The organism is Alteromonas sp. LOR, from assembly GCF_000753865.1.
Classification (GTDB): Bacteria; Pseudomonadota; Gammaproteobacteria; order Enterobacterales; family Alteromonadaceae; genus Alteromonas.
Window position 1 is genome coordinate 109598 of the sequence record NZ_JQFW01000006.1, and the last position, 19981, is coordinate 129578.

The 19981-nt window shown below is 44.3% G+C and carries 10 protein-coding genes; 9 read left to right on the forward strand and 1 reads right to left on the reverse strand.

Going from position 1 to position 19981, the window contains the following annotated elements:
- The first annotated feature begins 243 nt into the window (after positions 1 to 243).
- The 9 genes from JV36_RS0103010 (at position 244) to JV36_RS0103050 (ending at position 18791) form a co-directional block, all read left to right on the forward strand.
- Positions 244 to 3324, forward strand: coding sequence for a TonB-dependent receptor (locus JV36_RS0103010; RefSeq protein WP_032094179.1), 3081 nt, complete (start codon positions 244 to 246; stop codon positions 3322 to 3324).
- An 83-nt stretch (positions 3325 to 3407) separates the two neighbouring features.
- The gene (locus tag JV36_RS0103015) at positions 3408 to 7739 is read left to right on the forward strand and encodes an alpha-1,6-glucosidase domain-containing protein (RefSeq protein WP_032094271.1); all 4332 of its coding nucleotides are present in this window, start codon (positions 3408 to 3410) and stop codon (positions 7737 to 7739) included.
- 227 nt (positions 7740 to 7966) lie between these two features.
- Positions 7967 to 8806, forward strand: coding sequence for a patatin-like phospholipase family protein (locus JV36_RS0103020; protein ID WP_032094178.1), 840 nt, complete (start codon positions 7967 to 7969; stop codon positions 8804 to 8806).
- 765 nt (positions 8807 to 9571) lie between these two features.
- Positions 9572 to 10078 (forward strand): RNA methyltransferase, encoded by a 507-nt coding sequence (locus tag JV36_RS0103025; protein ID WP_032094177.1) that lies wholly within the window; start codon positions 9572 to 9574, stop codon positions 10076 to 10078.
- A 90-nt stretch (positions 10079 to 10168) separates the two neighbouring features.
- On the forward strand, positions 10169 to 11068 hold the full coding sequence (locus JV36_RS0103030) for a PEP-CTERM/exosortase system-associated acyltransferase (protein WP_032094176.1): 900 nt from the start codon (positions 10169 to 10171) through the stop codon (positions 11066 to 11068).
- A gap of 97 nt (positions 11069 to 11165) precedes the next feature.
- Positions 11166 to 13214, forward strand: coding sequence for an alpha-amylase family glycosyl hydrolase (locus tag JV36_RS0103035; protein ID WP_235207748.1), 2049 nt, complete (start codon positions 11166 to 11168; stop codon positions 13212 to 13214).
- Positions 13215 to 13610: 396 nt separating this feature from the next.
- Positions 13611 to 15542, forward strand: a complete 1932-nt coding sequence (locus tag JV36_RS0103040; RefSeq protein WP_032094269.1) for a glycoside hydrolase family 13 protein — start codon at positions 13611 to 13613, stop codon at positions 15540 to 15542.
- Positions 15543 to 15568: 26 nt separating this feature from the next.
- Positions 15569 to 17077, forward strand: coding sequence for an MFS transporter (locus JV36_RS0103045; protein WP_032094175.1), 1509 nt, complete (start codon positions 15569 to 15571; stop codon positions 17075 to 17077).
- Positions 17067 to 18791 (forward strand): alpha-amylase family glycosyl hydrolase, encoded by a 1725-nt coding sequence (locus JV36_RS0103050; protein ID WP_032094174.1) that lies wholly within the window; start codon positions 17067 to 17069, stop codon positions 18789 to 18791. The genes JV36_RS0103045 and JV36_RS0103050 overlap by 11 nt, the downstream gene beginning before the upstream one ends.
- Before the next feature lie 78 nt (positions 18792 to 18869).
- Here JV36_RS0103050 and JV36_RS0103055 read toward each other — a convergent pair whose 3' ends face one another.
- Positions 18870 to 19892, reverse strand: a complete 1023-nt coding sequence (locus tag JV36_RS0103055) for a LacI family DNA-binding transcriptional regulator (RefSeq protein WP_032094268.1) — start codon at positions 19890 to 19892, stop codon at positions 18870 to 18872.
- Positions 19893 to 19981: the final 89 nt, after the last annotated feature.

The window sequence follows — 19981 nt, forward strand, 5'->3', positions numbered from 1 at the left end:
CATGTTCTCATTAAGCCTATTTTAAACCCGTCGCTAATTTACGTAACTTGTAACTTAAATGTTTACAAATTCCTTGTATTTGAAACATATGTTGCAGATATGTAAATGAATACGTATGCATAGCATTGCTCCCTTTTTGTACAAAACAGTAAGATTCATTACTGGAACAAAAGAGGCAAGTTAAGATCCGGATTAGCTGTTGTAGTCCTAACTTGTCGATAATAAACAAAGAATGGGACACCCATGCAAACATTTAAACCCAGCACAATAATGGCAGCCCTGATAAGCAGCGGGGTGGCCTTTATGTCTTTGCCCCTCTATGCACAGGAAGAGGCCGACAATCCACAAGCGAAAACCACCACAGAAGCTAATTCAACACAAGCGGTTGAAGTTCCCCCACGGGAAGAACTTGAGCGCATTGAAGTACGAGGATTTAGTACTAGCTTAATTCAGTCTTTAAACCAAAAGCGTTTTTCAGACACAGTGTCAGAACAAATTTCAGCGGATGACTTAGGCGGTCTTCCGGATGTATCAATGGCTGACGCGCTAACTCGGCTCCCGGGTATTTCAGCAGTTCGCACCGGTGGCCAAGCTGCACAGATAAACATTCGGGGGCTTTCTGGTGACTTTGTATTTTCAACATTAAATGGCCGCGAACAGGTTTCTACAAGCGGTAGCCGCGCTATTGAATTTGACCAATATCCTTCGGAGCTCATCAGTGAAGCTGCGGTGTATAAATCACCGAAAGCCTCCCTTATTGAGGGTGGTATTGCCGGAACGGTTGAATTAAAGACAGCATCTCCTCTTAAAATGCAGGAGCAACATAAATTCAGCGCCAATATGCGAGGGATGTATAACGATAGGGCATCAGAAGTTTCTGACGCAGAGGAATTCGGCCATCGTCTTAGCTTTTCCTATCAAGGTAAGTTTTTAGATGACACGGTAGGCGTGTCATTAGGGTATGCCCGCTTATTTCAACCGAGTGTTTCAACTCAGTTTATAGGTCTTGCTTATAACGGACTGGTGGATGTAGACGGCATTGAAGGTGACGCTGATGGGCCTGACTCATGTGTGGAGTGTGAGTACATATCCGAAGGGTTTGAAATGCAGCACAAAGGGGGGGAGGAAACTCGCGATGGTTATGTGGCTGCCATTGAATGGGCACCAATCGACACCTTTACGCTAAAAGCCGACGCGTTTATTTCAAAGTTTGACTCTGAAGCCTTCGCGCGAGGTTTCCGGGTGAAACTGGGCGGGATTAATGCAGGCATTACTAACCCTACTGTGGTAAACAATAGCGTGATTGGCGGCACATTTTCACGCACAGACAATAGCTTTACTCGTGTAGAGCTGGTAAACGATGACAATCAAGATTTTGATAGCGTTGCAAACTTTGGTGTAAATGCCAATTGGGAAATCAGTGCCGACCTAGCGGTTCAGTTCGATATTTCTCGTTCTACCGCCGAGAGCGATTTTAGAAACGGTTTGTTATGGTCTTTAGTGGGGGAGGATGCCAATGCAGCCAACCCTGTTTTTGATGAGAATGTTCAAATATCGTATTTGCTCAATGGATTAGACCTACCTGACTTAGGTTTTAATCAAATGAGCGCCTTCACCGACACCGATCGAGTGATGGTAAGCAAGTATGGTATTTACCCTTTTGAAAATAAAGACGAATTAGATGCCTACAGAATTGATTTTCAATATTTTATAGATTCGCCCGTTATATCCGGCTTGGAATTTGGCTACCGCTATTCAGACAGAGAATATAACAACGATCGCTCTGTGTTTGAGTATGGAAACGACAGCGCTTTCTCAGTCAGCCAACCGCCGCTAAAACTGACCTCAGATATGGTGGAACAGGTAGACTGGAGCGGAGACTTTGGCTATTTTCCAAGTTATCTGTCAGTAGATTTAGACAGTGCACTTAACGCGTGGTTTCCAGACGGCAGACCTGTACCGGTTCAAACTTGGGGGCCAGGAGCAGCAGGGGTAATTAATGGTCCTGGCACAGGGCCGGCCACTGCATGGACGTTACAGGAAAGTGGTGACGTTTTTGAAACGGTGAATTCAGCCTATTTAATGGCGGCAATAAATACGGAAATTGGGAGTTTACCTGTAACCGGTAACGTGGGGGTACGTTACGTAAAAAGTAAACAACGTTCAACCACCCTTCAGCGTGCCACACAGTTAATTTCTGATTTAGAAACCGGCGCAACCGAAGAGGTAAGCGACCCAACTGCCGGTGCGCAAAATATTACCGATGATGTAGGTCTTATTAATAACTTTTATCGCCCTGCGTTACTTAGCCACGAATACAGCGATGTGCTGCCGTCAATTAACCTAAATTTTCAGCTCAACGACGATATGCAATTCCGTGTCGCTGCTGCAAAAGTTATGGGACGGGCACCAATAAATCGTTTTGCTGCCAACGCCTCTACAAACGTGGAGGTGGTTACCGCGTTCCAAGACCGAGACTCTGGGGAAATAACCCTATCTACGCCGACAGCTCGAGTCAATGGCAACGCCCGTAATAGTCCGTATTTAGAGCCATTTTATGCCACGCAATACGATGTGTCTTGGGAGTACTATTTTAGCGAAACCGAGGGGGCATTAGTTATAGCAGGCTTTTACAAGGATATTGAGTCGTTTGTCGAAGACATAGAAATAGATCCATACGACTTTGAAGGAAATGGCATTGTTACGCCAGATTCTGTGCAAGTTCCGGTGTATTTAACCCCAGAGTTCACCGGCCAAGAATCAGAATTAGCCGTAGATGCTAACGGCGACCCGCTATTTGTAACTGTGCCGACAGAAAACGGAAGTTACAGTACAGCGGTTAACAACGCAGAAGGTGGTTATATTCGTGGTATCGAAATTGCCTATACGCAAATTTACAGCATGTTGCCTGGCTTTTGGTCTGGCCTAGGCATAAGCGCAAGCTACTCATACACAGAAAGTGAGATTCAGCGCACACTTGGCGATGGCATTTACGCAACGAGCCTGCCTGGCTTGTCTGAAAACGTAGCCACTCTTACCGCATTTTGGGAATACGAAGGGTTTGAAACTCGTCTTTCCACACGCTTTAGAGATTCGTTTGTTTCTCAACAAGTCGCGGTTAATGACCAGGTAGTAAACTTCGATTCTGAGCTTGTCGTTGACTATCAAGCGTCTTACGAATTGAACGAGAATTGGAGCGTATTATTTCAGGTAAACAACCTTACCGATGAGCCCACTCGCAGCTATTTCTCGTCACAAGAACAAACCGGCACTATTCAATACTTTGGCACTCAGTACTTCTTAGGGATGACATACCGATTATGAAATCTCTAGCCTTGGGCAACGTTATCCCATTAATTAAAGCCAAAATAAAAGCAACAAATATAAGAACAAATCAGGAGAACACTATGTTTACTCGCTTAAGAGTATGGCGGTTAGCCGTGCTGATAGTAGGCGCTTTTATAATAACAGGGTGTGGGGGCTCGGATGTTGAGTCTGGCACCAATCAATTACTAACTTGTGAGGTGCCTAACGTACCCGATGAAACGGGAACCGAGTGCGTTGCGCCTCCGCCTATTGCGTGTGAATCACCAACCGTACCTAACGAAACCAATGATGCTTGTGTCGTCGGCGCCGATCCGTCTCTGCCTATGCCAGTGTTTACCCCTGGTGAAAATCAAGCGGTGTTGTATTACAACCGGGCAGCAGTCGATGCAGACAATAGCAGTAATGATGCGGCCTACGAAGGCTGGCGTTTACATACTTGGAATAATGATACCTGCGATGCGTATGCCGACGCCGATACAGATTGGGCTAACGGACGTGTGCATAATGGGGTAGACGCAAACTATGGCGCGTATTGGATTTTAGAACTCAAAGAAGGCTATGGCGATTGTCACAACTTTATCATCCATAAAGGAACAGATGATGCGGGTAAAGAACTGGGCGGCGGCGATTTTCAAGCGTCTCTTGTTCAGGATGACGAAACATTTGTGCGCATGAACTTTACGCTATCAGGTGAGCCCACGCTGTTCGAATTCCCTATTATGTCTTTGGGTCCTCAGGCAGTTGATATTGAGGGCTTTGGCGCCCACTGGTTAGATGCTAATACCATATTGTGGGACGTACCTGAGTCAGTAGCCACAGTTAAATTACATTACTCGGCCACAGCAGATTTAGAAAGTACGTTAGAAAATGGCATCAATGGAACGATTGTAGAACTGATGCCTTCAACCCTAACTGAAGAGCAGACGGCACTGGCTCCTCATTTGAGTGAACTAACTGCTTGGGAGGGTAATTGGTCTGTTGATGATGCAAAAACCGTTATCACCACACAAACTGCGCTTGGCGGGTATGACAGCGAAGGTAATCTTGTTGCTGCAACCGGACTTCAGCTTGCTAATGCGATTGATGCATTGTTCACTCGTGGTGAAAATGATGCAGATGAAGCTCAATTAGGTGGAATTTATCACGACAGCGGCATAACTGCGGCCGTGTGGGCTCCTACTGCGTCTAATGTGGATTTGCTTATTTACAACGACAATAAGAGTGTATCAGAGCGTATTGAGATGGTGCGTGATAACGATTCAGGCATTTGGAAGTACGAGGGTGATAGCACGTTAGATAGACAACTATATCGTTATGAAATAACGGTATTTCATCCTAATACGGGCAATATAGAAACATTAATGGTCACCGACCCTTATTCAGTGTCGCTAAGCACCAATGGACGATTCTCACGCTTTGTGAATCTTGCAGATGAAGACTTAAAACCCGAAGGGTGGGATTCTCACACAATTCCAACTATCCAAAACCCTGAAGATGCCGTGATTTACGAAGGGCATATACGGGATTTTAGTGTATTGGACGAATCTACGTCTGAAGAAAATCGCGGCAAGTACCTCGCCTTTACGGAGGAGGGCACAGCACCTGTTGCGCATCTTCAAAAGCTCGTTGACGCAGGACTGAACTACTTTCACATTTTACCTGCAAATGATATTGCCACCATCGATGAAGACCCCACAAATACGGTTGATTTATATGACACCGTGGGTGAGCTGTGTCGTTTAAACGATGAGGCTGCAGTATGCGAAGAAGAGAATGAAAATACGCTGCTGATAGACGTGTATAACAGCTACGACCCTCTTGCTGAAGCAGCAAAAGCGCAACAGCTTACTAATGATCTTCGCGGTATAGACACATTTAACTGGGGATACGATCCTCATCATTTTAATGCGCCTGAAGGAAGCTATGCGACAAGTGCTGAAGGTGTAGAGCGCATTATAGAAATGCGGGCAATGGTGCAAGCGCTGCACGAAATGGGGCTTCGCGTTGCGCTCGATGTTGTATACAACCATACCAACGCGTCGGGTGTATTTTCAAAGTCTGTACTCGATAAAACGGTACCAGGGTATTACCACCGTTACGAGGTAGATACTGGAGCGATTGTTCGCGAAACATGCTGTGATGATACAGAGCCGCGTAATGTGATGATGGAAAAGTTCATGGAGGACTCTTTGCTCATGTGGGCTGAGCATTACAAATATGACTCTTTCCGTTTTGACATTATGAGCCAGGCAACTAAAGACACTATGCTGCGTTTGCGTGAAGCGGTGCAGACAGTTGATGAAGATAATTATTTCTATGGCGAGGGGTGGACCAAAATAGAGCGGGGTTATGAGCAGGCTAATCAGCTAAATATGGCAGGTTCTGAAATTGGCACGTTTAACGATCGTATTCGCGAGGCCATCCGTCAGGGAAACATTTTTTCTCCTGATTCAGATGCGCTGCTTAGCGACCAAGACCGCGTAAAAATGAGCTTGATTGGAACATTGAAAGACTACGTTCTTGAGACTTCATCGGGTAGTGCGGGGGCCACCAGTAATTTAGGCGGTTACGCTGAAGATCCTGCAGACATCATTAACTATGTGTCTAAGCACGATAATGAAACCCTGTGGGACCAATTGAACTACACATTGCCGCAAGACATCAGCTTGCAAGAGCGCGTTCGAGCGCAAAATGTGGCCATGGGGATTAACTTAGTCGCTCAAGGTATTCCATTTTTGCAAATGGGTGGCGACATGCTGCGCTCTAAGTCTATGGACCGCAATACCTACGATTCCGGTGACTGGTTTAACTATGTCGACTTTACCTATGGCACCAACAACTGGAATGTAGGTTTACCACTTGCGCAAGACAATGAGGCACGCTGGGAAGAAATGGGCGAGTTTATTTACGATCCAGAGCGCGCCGCATCGACAGCCGACATAATGTTTGCTTCTGATGTGTTTGCAGAGCTACTTTCAATTCGTATGTCCAGCCCCTTATTTAGGTTAACTAACGCTAACGATATAATCGATCGCATTGGTTTTCATAATATTGGCAGTAATCAGCAAAAAGGCTTAATTGCCATGAGCATCGACGATGGTGCTGTCCAAACTGATGATACTGTTCGTGCCGATATCGATATGATGAACGACGCGATTATGGTTCTGATAAACACGGGCTATGATGAGAAAACCATTACAGTAAATACTGCCACAGGCTTTATGTTACATGCTACTCATGCAAATTCAGTTGACAGCAGCGTGCGAGGCGCAACGTTTACAGAAGGTGATGATGGTAATGGCACTTTTTCTGTACCGGCGTTAACCATTGCCGTTTTTGTTAAGCCTCAATCGGGTGCACAAGGTTATGGACTAAGTGCGTTTGCGACATCAGGCGCTCCTGATGTGGTGCCTTATGGCGATACTACGGCCTATCTACGTGGCGATATGAATGGATGGTCTTTAGATAATGCATTTACCTATCAAGGTGACGGGGTTTATTCCGTTGCGGTGCCCCTTGTTGGCGGGACGACCTATGGGTTTAAGTTTGCATCTGAAGACTGGGATACGGTGAACTTTGGAGCCGTTGACGGTGATGATGGTACGGTAACGGATGGCGTTGAAAAAGTATTAGGTAGAACCAATACAAACCTTGCGTTCACGCCCTCAATTGATGATACCTATCTATTTACTATTAATGCCAGTGACAACGAAGCGCCAGTGTTGACGGTAGAGAATGAGGAGCCCTATGTTGGCACACCAGTGTATCTTCGTGGTGCAATGAACGACTGGGGAACCGCTGAAGAATTCCAGTACCAAGGAAGCCGTATCTATACGTTTGCTCGAGATATAGAGCCTGGTACCTATGAATTTAAAGTCGCCTCTGAAGACTGGAGTACCGTTAATTTCGGAGCGCTTAGTAGCGACGACAGTGATAGAAATGTGGTTGTCGGACAGTCTGTTGGATTAGCAGCGACCAATGATAACCTTATCCTTACTATTGAAAATGCCGATCGCTATGTATTTGTTTTCAATGTGTCAAATAAGGATGCTCTTACTATTGGTGTGTACAAAGAGGATTTCTGGGGTGAAACCGATGTATTTGTTCGCGGTGGCATGAATGGTTGGGAGGCCGTTGATAAGTTCTCTTATTTAGGTGCTGGTGAATATGTAGCTGAGGTAGAGTTGAGTGCTGGAGCAGTTGAGTTCAAAGTTGCCTCAGAAGATTGGTCAACGGTAAACTTAGGCAACCCTAATGACTCAGCGACCAATGCGGTAAGTGTAGGTACACCAAAAATTCTGGGTAGTAGTAATAGCAACCTGATGATAGATGTGGCTGAAGCTGGGCTGTATGAATTCAAAGTTTCAGGTCCTGATGGTGCAATGCCAACGCTGACTGTTTCCATGAAGTAAATTCTTAACACGCTTAGCGTGTATCCGACGAAACAAGGTATAAACCGCAATATCGACGATATTGCGGTTTTTTATTCTCTCTTTACCTATGCTGCGCCTTTTATAAACCCGTTATTTTCAGTGAATTATCTAAGGTAGTTCAATACGCCCTAATGGCGCGAATTTTGTATCACCAGCTCTATTAATGGCATTTACACACGATGGCGATAACAGGGAAGGATAAATGTATGAAACGAGCATTAGTGGTTGAAGGTGGCGCCATGCGAGGTGTATTTGCCGCAGGTGTGTTAGACAAGCTTATGGATGAGCAGTATTTTGCCTTTGACTTTGCAATTGGTGTTTCTGCGGGGGCGACTAACCTATCTACCTATGTCACTCATATGCAGGGGTTAAGCAAAAAAATTATTTTACAGTATGCGACCAAGCGAGAGTTTTTTAGTCCACTTCGGTTTGTTAAAGGTGGCCATATGACCGATGTTCATTGGTTGTGGCATCACTCAAAACAGTCTCTTGGCATACGAGCACCTCATACTGGTACTGACATCGATTTATTTGTGGGTGTCACCAATGTTAATTCTGGATTATGTGAATATTTTCAAGCGAACGAAGATAACGTTGATGATCTTATGGTTGCCTCTTGCGCTTTACCGACGGCTTTTCGAGAGCAGCCAGTTATCGATGGCCGGCGCTATGTGGACGGTGGCGTTGCCGATGCCATACCTGCAAGGCAGGCTTATGCGATGGGGGCGAGAGACATCACCGTTATTTTGTCTCAGCCACCGGGATTTACAAAACCTGAGCTGAAATCTCCTTGGTTGTTAGAGAAAATGTATCGCGATCAACCGGAATTGCTCCGTACGCTGATTAATCGGTCGAAAACCTATAACGAAACCTTACACTTTCTGACTAACCCTCCAGCAGACTGCAAAATACACATCATTGCTCCAGACGCCTCTTTTGGCGTAAAGCGTTTAACTATGGACAAAAAGAAGCTTTTAAGAGGCTATGCCCAAGGCAGAAGGATGGGAAGACGTTTTTTATCCGGTCAAATGAAGGATGTGGCCTGAAACAGTAAGTCCGGTTAAGCCTTATTTCACGTGCTTAGAATATGCAGCACGTTTTATCCTAACGCACTGCCTTAGCTTACAAGGCTAACACGCCTCATTTAATTGATGGGGTTTCGCGTTCAATTAGAATAAACATATTTATTACAAGCTGTAGCAGCGTATCTTTTTTGATACATAACGCTGTTGCAGCTCAAAATTCACTCACTCTAAGAGTGTGACGATGTATAAGAACGCAAAATCAGCGCCTTACACTGTACCCGATTGCATACATCTAAATGAGCGAAATGCACTTGTTCCAAAAACGCCTTCCTTTTATCCCGCTCAGAAATCCAATTAAAAAAGGTAAAAGAACAAATATTACTTTTAATTTTAAAGGCCATTTGACCAGCAGGTTTTGTTTAAAGTATTGAATACATTGATTTTATCGCCTCGCTCTGACTCAATTTCTTAAGTGTAAATGGTTTAACCATACTTTCCTTGTACTCTTTACATACTCTTGTAAGATATTCGCATTGCGCACTGTAATTTTTACGCACTTCTGGTTCATAAATTGCTTTAACTAAACAAAATAATAAAGCAGGTCACACAATTAAGGTTCAATTTACTGATGTGTTCTCGGTATTTATACATGTAATTGACCTCTAAGTGACGAGTAAAAGGGCTTAAAACTTATACCTTAGCCTAATTTACGTTGCTGCGTGTGGTAGGTGGTAAGAATAAGTGGCAGTATCCGCTAACAATAAAAACAGTGAATTGAGCTGAAGTATGGAACTGGCAAAACAAAAGGCCTCAATTGGCTTAATAAATCCAAAAAATCCGGTGAATGTTGCCTCTATTTTACGGGCTGCCGGCTGCTATGGTGTAGCGTCGGTTTTTTATACCGGCCAGCGATACAGATTGGCAAAGGAATTTAACGCAGATACAAAAGCGTTTCACAAAATTATTCCAACTGTTGGTGTCGATAATTTAAAAGATGTTGTGCCTAAAGGTGCAAAAGTAGTGTGTGTTGAGTTAGTAGAAGGTGCTGTGCCATTACCGCACTTCGAACACCCAGAAAATGCGTTTTATATACTCGGTCCTGAGGACGGAAGTGTGCCAAGTGACGTTATTACCTGGTGTGACCATGTTGTGTACATACCAACATATTCATGTATGAACTTGGCCGCCACAGCGAATGTGCTGTTGTACGATAGATTATCAAAGTCTGATTTTGTTAGCGGGGATGCGCTAATACGGAGCAGTAGAGACACAAATAACACAACGAAAATCTAATCGATTGTGCGTGTTTCATGTGAGCTAGGACGCTTACCAAAATGATGAAAATTTGGGAGTTTTGCGTTGATTATAAGAACAAGAAAAGCGATGAGTAAGTTTAACCATGTGGTTTCTCAGAAATTTAACAATTTACCAGCATTGCTACCAAGTATGTTTGCCAAACAACCCGCCATCGACGAAGAAATTGTTCGTTTCTTTTTTAGCCGTTATCAACTGGTTGTTGCCAACGATGAAAAGGATAAAGACGTCAGTTTTAAAACACGTCATAAAGTCTATTGTGAAGAAATGAAGTTTGAACAGACAAGAGCGTCGTCTCTTGAGGTAGACAAGTACGACGATAGGGCAGTGAACTGCTACATTAAGCACCTTCCTACCGGAGAGTGCGCAGGTACAATACGTCTAGTATTACCCCAGCATGGCAGTGGCGCTCTACCTCTGGAAGACAAGTTTTCCGATGCATTTTCTTGTTCGTCACTTTTGCCTTCTAATTTAGTGTCTGACGGCGTATGTGAAATTTCTCGTCTCGCTGTGCCCAGAGAGTTTCGAGTTAGGCAGTTTAAAACAAAAGTGTTACCAAGTGAAAAACTGGCGAAAGTAAAGCAAAACAAAAACCTAAAGTTCAATATTGAACAATTACCTTATTTATCGATTGCGCTCTATTTAATGGCCACCAGTGTCTGTTTGCATTTAAATATGTCTCACGCCTATGTGCTAATGGAGCCAAAGTTGGCTAGACGAATGAAGGCGTTTGGCATTCACTTTAATGAAGTTGGCGAAGCTATCAGCTTTAAAGGGCAGCGAGTGCCTTACCGCCTTTCACCAACTACTTTAGTGAGCGAACTCTCAAACACTTTAAAGCGTTTTCAACAAGAGGTGCATCAGAGCATTCAGCCTAGTTTGAATAAAATGAGTGTTGATGCTTTCACCTCTACCGCTAACGTTCCGTTTGTTACAAAGCGTGAGGAAAGGGTTTCAGTAGCAGCATAGTAATAGGTTTTTTGGGGTTGAATACGTATGCATGTTTTTTAACAATACGTTAACGCGTATCCTGTTGGCATTCAGAAAAATTGAAGTAATCAATACGATGCCAGTTAAAAATATGTCTTCTTTTACTATTTCTTCGTTTCGAAAACCTATCGCGGTTGCTATCGTGGTCTCAAGTCTTCTAGCCTGTTCAGACAACGATACAATGAGTAATCAACAATCTCAGGGTTCAAACCCTACTGAGAATGGCCAGTCCTCTCCTAGTAAAGCGCCGTCTACTAAAGCGCTCTCCACTGAACACCTATCATTAGTTCAGGGCAAGCCGTTGGTATACCAGCTTTTTACTCGCCTTTATGGAAATACGAATACAGCAAATATTCCATGGGGTAGCATTGAAGACAATGGCGTAGGTAAGTTCGCCGATATTAATGATGCTGCACTTTCTAGCATTAAAGCGCTAGGTACCAGCCATGTGTGGTATACAGGTGTGCCACATCACGCAGTTATCAACGACTACAGCGAATATGGAATATCACACGACGACCCCGATGTAGTAAAAGGCCGTGCAGGCTCCCCCTACGCAGTGAAAGATTACTACAACGTAAATCCTGACCTCGCGCTAAACCCAGCAAACAGATTGGAAGAGTTTGAAGCCCTCATAAAGCGTACACATGAAAGTGGCATGAAGGTGATTATCGATATCGTTCCAAACCATGTTGCTCGCAGCTATCAATCGTTATCATTGCCCGAGGGACAAACCAACTTTGGTCACAACGACGATACTTCAGTGGTGTATGCAAGAGACAATAATTTTTACTACGTTGTAGATAAAGCATTTGAAGTGCCTACCGCACAAGGCTATGAGACCCTTGGCGGAGACGAACATCCCTTAGCTGATGGTGAATTTAAAGAGTACCCAGCAAAATGGACCGGAAATGGAGCAAGAGCTGCTAAGCCCGACATTAACGACTGGTATGAAACCGTTAAAATAAACTACGGTGTGAAGCCTGATGGCACCTATGACTTCCCCACGTTACCTGCACAATACGCAGAGAAGTCATATAGCGAACATGTAGATTTTTGGAAAGACAAATCCCTACCTGATTCCTGGTATAAGTTTCAGAGCATTGCCCATTATTGGTTAGATAAAGGTGTCGACGGTTTTCGTTACGACATGGCAGAAATGGTACCTGTCGAATTTTGGTCATTTTTAAACAGCAGTATTAAACAACGCTCGCCTGACGCGTTTTTATTGGCAGAGGTATATCAACCGTCTAAATACCGAGATTATATACACCTAGGCAAGATGGACTATCTGTACGATAAAGTTGGATTTTACGATACGCTTAAGACCATTATGCAGGGCTCAGGGAAAGTCAGTGATCTGGTATCTGTTCACAATCAAATTTCTGATATTGCACCCCATATGCTTCACTTTTTAGAAAACCACGACGAACAACGCATTGCTAGTGAGGATTTTGCAGGCAGTGCAGAGAAGGGCAAACCAGCACTTGCCGTTAGCGCGCTGATTAGCAGCTCTCCAACGCTACTTTACTTTGGCCAAGACGTGGGGGAGGACGGAAGTGAAGACATGGGATTTGGCGACCCTACTCGGACCTCTATTTTTGATTATGCCGGCGTGCCTGCCCATCAGCGTTTTATGAACAATGGAAAGTTTGATGGCGGTGCATCCACAGAGCAAGAAAAGTCTTTACGGAATTTCTATGAGTCCATAATGGCTATTGCTGCCAACCATGGCGCAGTGAACGGCGATTTTATCAGTCTGCACGATATCAATTTGAGTAATGCGCAGAATGATAATTCGCCTTCACAAATCCAAAACTCAAATAGCCGTAACTCAAATAAACGCACCTCTCAACGCCTGCCAAGTAATAATTACAGTGAGCAGCAGTTTGCGTTTGCAAGGCGCTCACAAGATGATGGGTTTATTGTTGTTACTAATTTCTCAGAACAGCCTGTAAAAGACATGCAGCTTATTTTCCCCACGTCTTTGTTTACAGAGTCAGAAATACCGTCGTTGCTTAAGCCTCTGGTCGGCGAAAAGCAACTCGCATTAGACGCTAAAGACGGCACTGTGATGACATCAGTTTCGCTTGAGGGCCTAGAGACACTGGTTTTTGAACTATAAGAGTTAATAGCACTGTCTTTTTCGTGACTTTTATTAAGAGCCCAGGTAAGCGCTTGATAAGCAGCCTCTAATAAAAGCATCCGGTAAAAGCCACTTTGTTTGTATTAAGCAAGCCAAGTGGCTTTTTTGTTTACAGGTCCTAGTTCCCAGGTAGTGAATACGTATGCAGTGAATTGGTATCTTAGTGTTACACAGGTACTATCTTCTTTCGCTTTTTACTTAACGTCTTTTTAACATGAGGTGGTCTTAGTGACGTCTCCAGTTTTAAATTTTCTCCAGTCGTCTCTTCTCAGGTTTGCTTTACCACGAAAGACTGTGGGAACAAGTCTTTTTAGAATAGGCGCTTCGCGAGCTGGCCTTTTGCGAACACGCTTTTTACAACCAAGTTCTTTACAAATAGCCACTGCAGCATTGTTCACAGTTTTAGCAAGCACGCTTCCTGTGTATGCCGCCAAAGGCAGTATTGATGTTTATCCACCAAATTGGTGGGTAGGTATGGAATCGCCATTGGTTGAATTGATGCTTCATGGTGACAATATTGCTAATAAAAAAGTTTCGGTAAATAGAGAGGGGGTCGTTATTAATGCAGTAACGGCATTAGATAGCCCCAACTATCTATTTGTTACCTTGGACATTTCAAATGCAGCAAGCGGCGAGCTGATATTTACGTTAACTGATGACGCAAAAAATACGAGTAATATTAACGCAAACAACGAAGCTGGCTCGGCAAAAGTCTCTCATTCGTCTTCTAACTCGTCCTCCAACTTACTTTCTTATGAGTTTTCTTATGAACTGCAGCCTCGAGACAGTGAGAGTAAAAGTCGTGAAGGGTACTCTGCTAAAGATGCAATTTATCTCATTACGCCAGATAGGTTTGCTAATGGCGACTCCAGTAACGATGATGTCGCTGGTTACCGAGATATTGTTGATAGGTCGAACAAGGGTGGCCGACATGGCGGTGATATCAAGGGCATTATAGATAACCTTGGTTACATCGCAGACATGGGCTTTACGCAAATTTGGACAATGCCAATGCTTGAAAATGCAATGGCCAAATACAGTTACCACGGGTATTCCACAACTGACTTTTATCAAATAGACCCTCGCTTCGGTACCAATGCCGATTATGTCACGCTCAGTGAAAAAGCAAACGAGCAGGGCGTTGGCATTATCATGGATATGGTGCTTAATCACATAGGCAGTGGTCACCTGTGGATGGAGGATACACCTTCAGATGATTGGATAAATAACGAGGGGAATTTCGTTGGCACCACGCACAAGCGAGAATCACTTCACGACCCTCATGTTATAGAAAGCGATATTGAAGGCTTTAGCGATGGTTGGTTCGTTCCTACCATGCCAGATCTCAATCAAAAAAATCCTCATTTAGCGAATTACTTAATTCAAAACGCTATTTGGTGGGTGGAGTTTGCCGGTTTAAGCGGCATTCGTGTAGATACCTATTCCTATTCCGATAAAGGGTTTTTGTCAAAGTGGACAGCCCGTCTTATGTCAGAATATCCAAGCCTTAACATTGTGGGAGAAGAGTGGACGATTAACCCAGCCATTACCGCTTACTGGCAGGCGGGAAGCCATCGTCATGATGAGTACGTTAGTGCATTGCCATCTGTAATGGATTTTCCACTACAGGCCGCGCTGACATCTGCACTTACACAAGAAGAGTCATGGAACACAGGGCTAGGGAATATTTATGAAACGCTGGCGACCGACTTCCTATATGGTGATCCTAACAACCTAGTGATATTTCCTGATAATCATGACATGAGCCGTATTTTTACTCAGCTTGGTCACGATATAGACAAATGGAATATGGCTATGACGTTTTTCCTAACCACCCGTGGTATTCCTCAAGTATTCTATGGAACAGAAATTCTCATGGCCAACCCTGACAGTTCAGATCACGGAATTATCAGGTCCGATTTTCTAGGCGGCTTCAAACAGAATAGCGATTCAGCAGTAAATGCATTTACAGGCGAAGGATTGTCACAAGATGAACGTTGGGCGCAGCAACGGGTGAAAACATTATTAGCTTTGCGACAAAATTATCCCAACGTGTTTATGGGAGAAATGAAGCATTATGCCCCTCATGATGGCGTTTATACGTATTTCCGCCGCGCTGAAGAGGATGACGGTAGCATGATAATGGTAATAATGAATAAACAAGAGGCGAAGGTATCTCTTGCTCGTTATTCGACCATGCTATCAAAATACACGCAAGCCACTCGCCTAAGCGATAAAACCGTATTTGGCGTTGACGACACGTTAACGTTGCCACCAATGTCTGCAACGGTATTCGTTGTAAATTAATTTAAAAACAATAAATAGAGCTAATTATGCAAGCAACTCAACCCCGCCTCTCATTTTGGCAAATTTGGAATGTCAGTTTTGGCTTCCTTGGCGTTCAATTTGGTTTTGCCCTGCAAAACGCAAATGTGAGCCGTATTCTTTCAGATCTGGGCGCCGATCTTCACTCTTTGTCATTGTTTTGGCTTGTCGCCCCAATTATGGGCTTAATCGTGCAACCGATTGTAGGTTCTGCGTCGGACAGAACGTGGAATAGACTGGGCCGCAGAAGACCGTTTATTTTAGCCGGTGCCGTGGCTGCCGTTGTGGGTATGATATTGCTACCTAATGCGCCTATTTTTGTGGCGTTTTTAGCGCCAATGGTAATGGGGGCGCTCATGGTTGCGCTCATGGATGCCTCGTTTAATGTGTGCTTTCAGCCGTTTCGCTCATTAGTTTCAGACATGGTTCCGCCATCGCAGCGCAATGTGGGCTATTCTATTCAGTCTCTTCTTATTAATATCGGTGCTGTTATTGGCTCTATCCTTCCCTTTGTGCTCACCAACGTTGTGGGTTTAGAGAACACGGCGCAAATGGGGGAGGTTGCACCTTCAGTAATGTGGGCATTCTATATCGGTGCTTCAGTGTTGTTGGGTACCGTTATTTGGACCGTGTTTAGAACGAAAGAATATTCGCCTGAAGAATACAGTCGATATAAAGGGTTGAGTCCTGAACAGGGCGCTTCCCTTAACTCAGAGAAAAAAGAAAAGAAGGCTCCACTAGCACAGCGTTTAAAAGAGTTCTTTGCGTTAGTGGCAACTATGCCTAAAACCATGAAACAGTTAGCGGTTGTGCAATTTTTCTCATGGTTTGCACTCTTTATCATGTGGGTATACACCACGCCCGCTATTACCCAACATATATGGAACGTAGATAAGCAATGGTTTGACCCTGCATTTATCGCAGCTGCTCCTATGGTTCCAGAGGCTATCATTATGGCCAAAGGTGCCGCCGGCGACTGGGTGGGCATTCTATTTGCCGCTTATTCTGTGTTTGCCGCTATTTTCTCTATCTTTCTTGCAAAGCTAGCGGACAAATTTGGTCGCAAAACCATTTATTCTGGCGCGTTGGCACTGGGCGGCCTGAGTTACGTGAGCTTTTTATTCTTCCAAGATTTAACCATGGTAAACGTCAACCTTCTCATCACAGAAGTTACCGTACCTCTTGGTGCCGTTAAATTACTCATACCCATGATAGGCGTGGGTATTGCGTGGGCCGCTATTCTTGCAATGCCTTACGCTATGTTGGCTGGTGCACTTCCTGCTGATAAAACTGGCGTGTACATGGGCATATTTAACTTTACCGTTGCGGCACCACAAATTGTATCAGGCCTAACAGCAGGTTGGATCTTAAGTAGCGTTTTCGATAACGACGCTAAATACATCATTGTCGTTGCGGGTGTGTCCATGGTGATTGGTGCTATAGCAGTATTTTTTGTAAAAGAAGCTGATACCAGTGAAATTGTTGAAGAAAAAGGAGTTATTCAAGATGGTGTCTAAACGCACAGCAATCGCGATGGCCATAGCGACATTATTAACAGCCTCCTGCACAAACTCGAATAACGCCACAAGCAAGGCAGATGTTAATCACCAGGGAGCTAATGTTGAGTCGCTGAATAATCAAACAATAGTAGGCACAACCACACCCTTTGCGAGGGAAGCTATTTACTTTGTAGTGACCGATAGATTCGTTGATGGTGACAAGTCGAATAATTTTGAGGACCAAGGTGGAGACTATCCTACTTGGAGGCTGCCACTAGAGGGGCCTGAAGGCAAAAAAGCCTACGTAGGGTATATGGGCGGCGACTTAAAAGGTATTTTACAAAACGCCGACTACATTACAGAGATGGGCTTTACCGCAGTGTGGATGACACCGGTTCATGACAACCCTGATTATGCGTTTAATGGCGACGAACAAATCACCTATGGCGGCGCATTTAAAGACGGTGGTAAAACTGGTTATCACGGGTATTGGGCGTCGAATTTTTATCAACCCGACGAGCATTTGGTGAGTGAAGACCTGACCGTTAAGCAATATACCGCACAAATGCGCGAGCAGGGTTTAAAGTCAGTGTTTGATATTGTGGCTAATCATGGTTCACCCAGTTTCACCATGACTAATGATTTACCAGGATACGGTGAGCTATACGATAAAAGCGGGCTTTTGGTGGCAGACCATCAAAATTTAGCGCCTGAGGATTTAGATCCAAAAAACAATCCTCTGCATGCCTTTTTTCACAACTATCCAGACTTAGTGAAGCTTTCTAACTTAGATGACGAAAACCCAGCCCTAAGAGATTACTTGATCAACAGTTATCTTTATTGGATTTCTCAGGGGGCTGATGCGTTTCGAATAGACACTATTCGCCATGTGCCTCATGCGTTTTGGCGAGAAATGTCCGACCGTGTGCGTGAAGAAAACCCTGACTTTTTTATGTTCGGAGAAAGCTTCGATTACGAGGCGAATAATATTGCGCAGCACACACTAGATAAAAACGGCAACATCAGTGTGCTCGACTTCCCTATGCAAAAAGCCATGTTGTCAGTGTTTGAAAAACCACTGGACAGTGATTTTGCGGATATGAAAGAGGTGTTACACCTTACCCATGGGCCTTATGAAAACGTGTATGATTTAACGACGTTTTACGATAATCATGACATGGCCCGCATGAATGCCACAGATGATGGGTTTATCAATGCTCATAACTGGTTATTTACGGTAAGAGGAATTCCGGTTGTATATATGGGGTCTGAAATTGGCTTTATGCGCGGCACTGCAGAGCATGCTGGTAATCGCAATTATCTAGGGCAAGAGCGTATCGACAGCGCAAAAGCCAACCCAATTCAGCAAGCGCTTAGCGATATTGCTAACGTGCGAAAAGCAACGCCGGCCTTGCAGCGTGGGCTTCAGTTAAATGTTGAATTAAAAGAGCACAAAGCGGTGTTCTATCGCGTGTTACAAGATAAAGAAAATCAGCAAACCGCGCTAGTGTTGTTGAATAAGTCCAATAAACCTGCCTCGTTTAATGTGTCGCAGTTTATGCAAGAGGGGCAGTGGCAGGAGCAGTTAGGCGGTGAAAGCCAGCAGATACGAGAGGGCGGTTCGCTCTTAAGTACTGTGGCGGCTAACGGTGTTCAAGTATGGGTGCGTGATGGCGCTATTACGAACGATGAACTAATGGCTACCCTGGCTGACCAAATGAAAAGGCAGTAAAGCGCGAGGCTGCAAACCTAGCTTAACCAAGTCAAAAAAGGGTGCGTTCATCACGCACCCTTTTTGGTTTTTAACGCTTTACTCGCTACCGCAGGACTGGCGTATGATGATATCAGCAGGCATTAGATAGTCTTCTACTTTCTCGTTGTTAATGGCCCTTAATAAGGTGTCGACCAATAACTCTCCCGCAAGATTGGTATTTTGTTGCACAGTAGATAATGCAGGGGTGGTGTACGCAGAAACCGCAATATTGTCATAGCCAACCACTGCCACATCCTGTGGCACATTGATGTTGGCCCGTCGTAAGGCACGCAGTGCGCCCATTGCGATTAAATCTGAGGCGCATACAATTGCTTCAGGCAGCTCGTTACATTCTATTAATGAGCGAACAGCGTCTGAGCCATCATCTTCTGTGGAAATGGCGTTTCGCTGAACACTTTTAGCGGTAAGGTTATGTTTTTCTAATGTGTCGGTATAACCGCGATATCGCGCCATAAATTCAGGCGCATGAACGCCATTGTCGCCAATAAAGGCAAAGGTTTTTTTACCTAACGCGATTAAGTGCTCGGTAATACTTTGTCCGCCTTGATAATTATCGCAGCCAATACTGACTCCAGGGTGGTCCTTATCAGGGGCGCCCCAACGAACAAAATGCGTGCCCTGCGACTCAAGCTGCGCCACTTTGGTTTGATAGTCGGTGTAGTTGCCATACCCTAATAAGATAATGCCGTCTGCTTTATTTGAGTCTTCATATTCCGCATGCCAATCGTCTTCTAAATTTTGAAAAGAGACTAAAAGATCGTAATTCGCTTTTGCACAGGCACGTGTGATGCTGCCTAGCATGGCAAGGAAAAAAGGGTTTATCATTGAGTCGTCTGAGGTGGGGTCCTCAAAAAGTAAAAGGGCAATCGTACTGCTTTTTTGCTTTCTCAAATTGCTCGCATTTTTATCGACTTTATAATTGAGTTCTTGTGCGATTCGCTGCACGCGCTCTCTTGTTTCTAAATTAACAAGAGGGCTATTGTTTAGTGCTCTTGAAACGGTTGATTGTGAAACACCGGCCAAGTGAGCAATATCAAAAGAGGTCGCTTTTTCTTTCATAAACATCATTTCTCGCTACAACGACATCGTTGCCATCAAAATCAGATTAACACATTTTTCCCTTAAGTCTTGTTTTTGAACTATGAAGC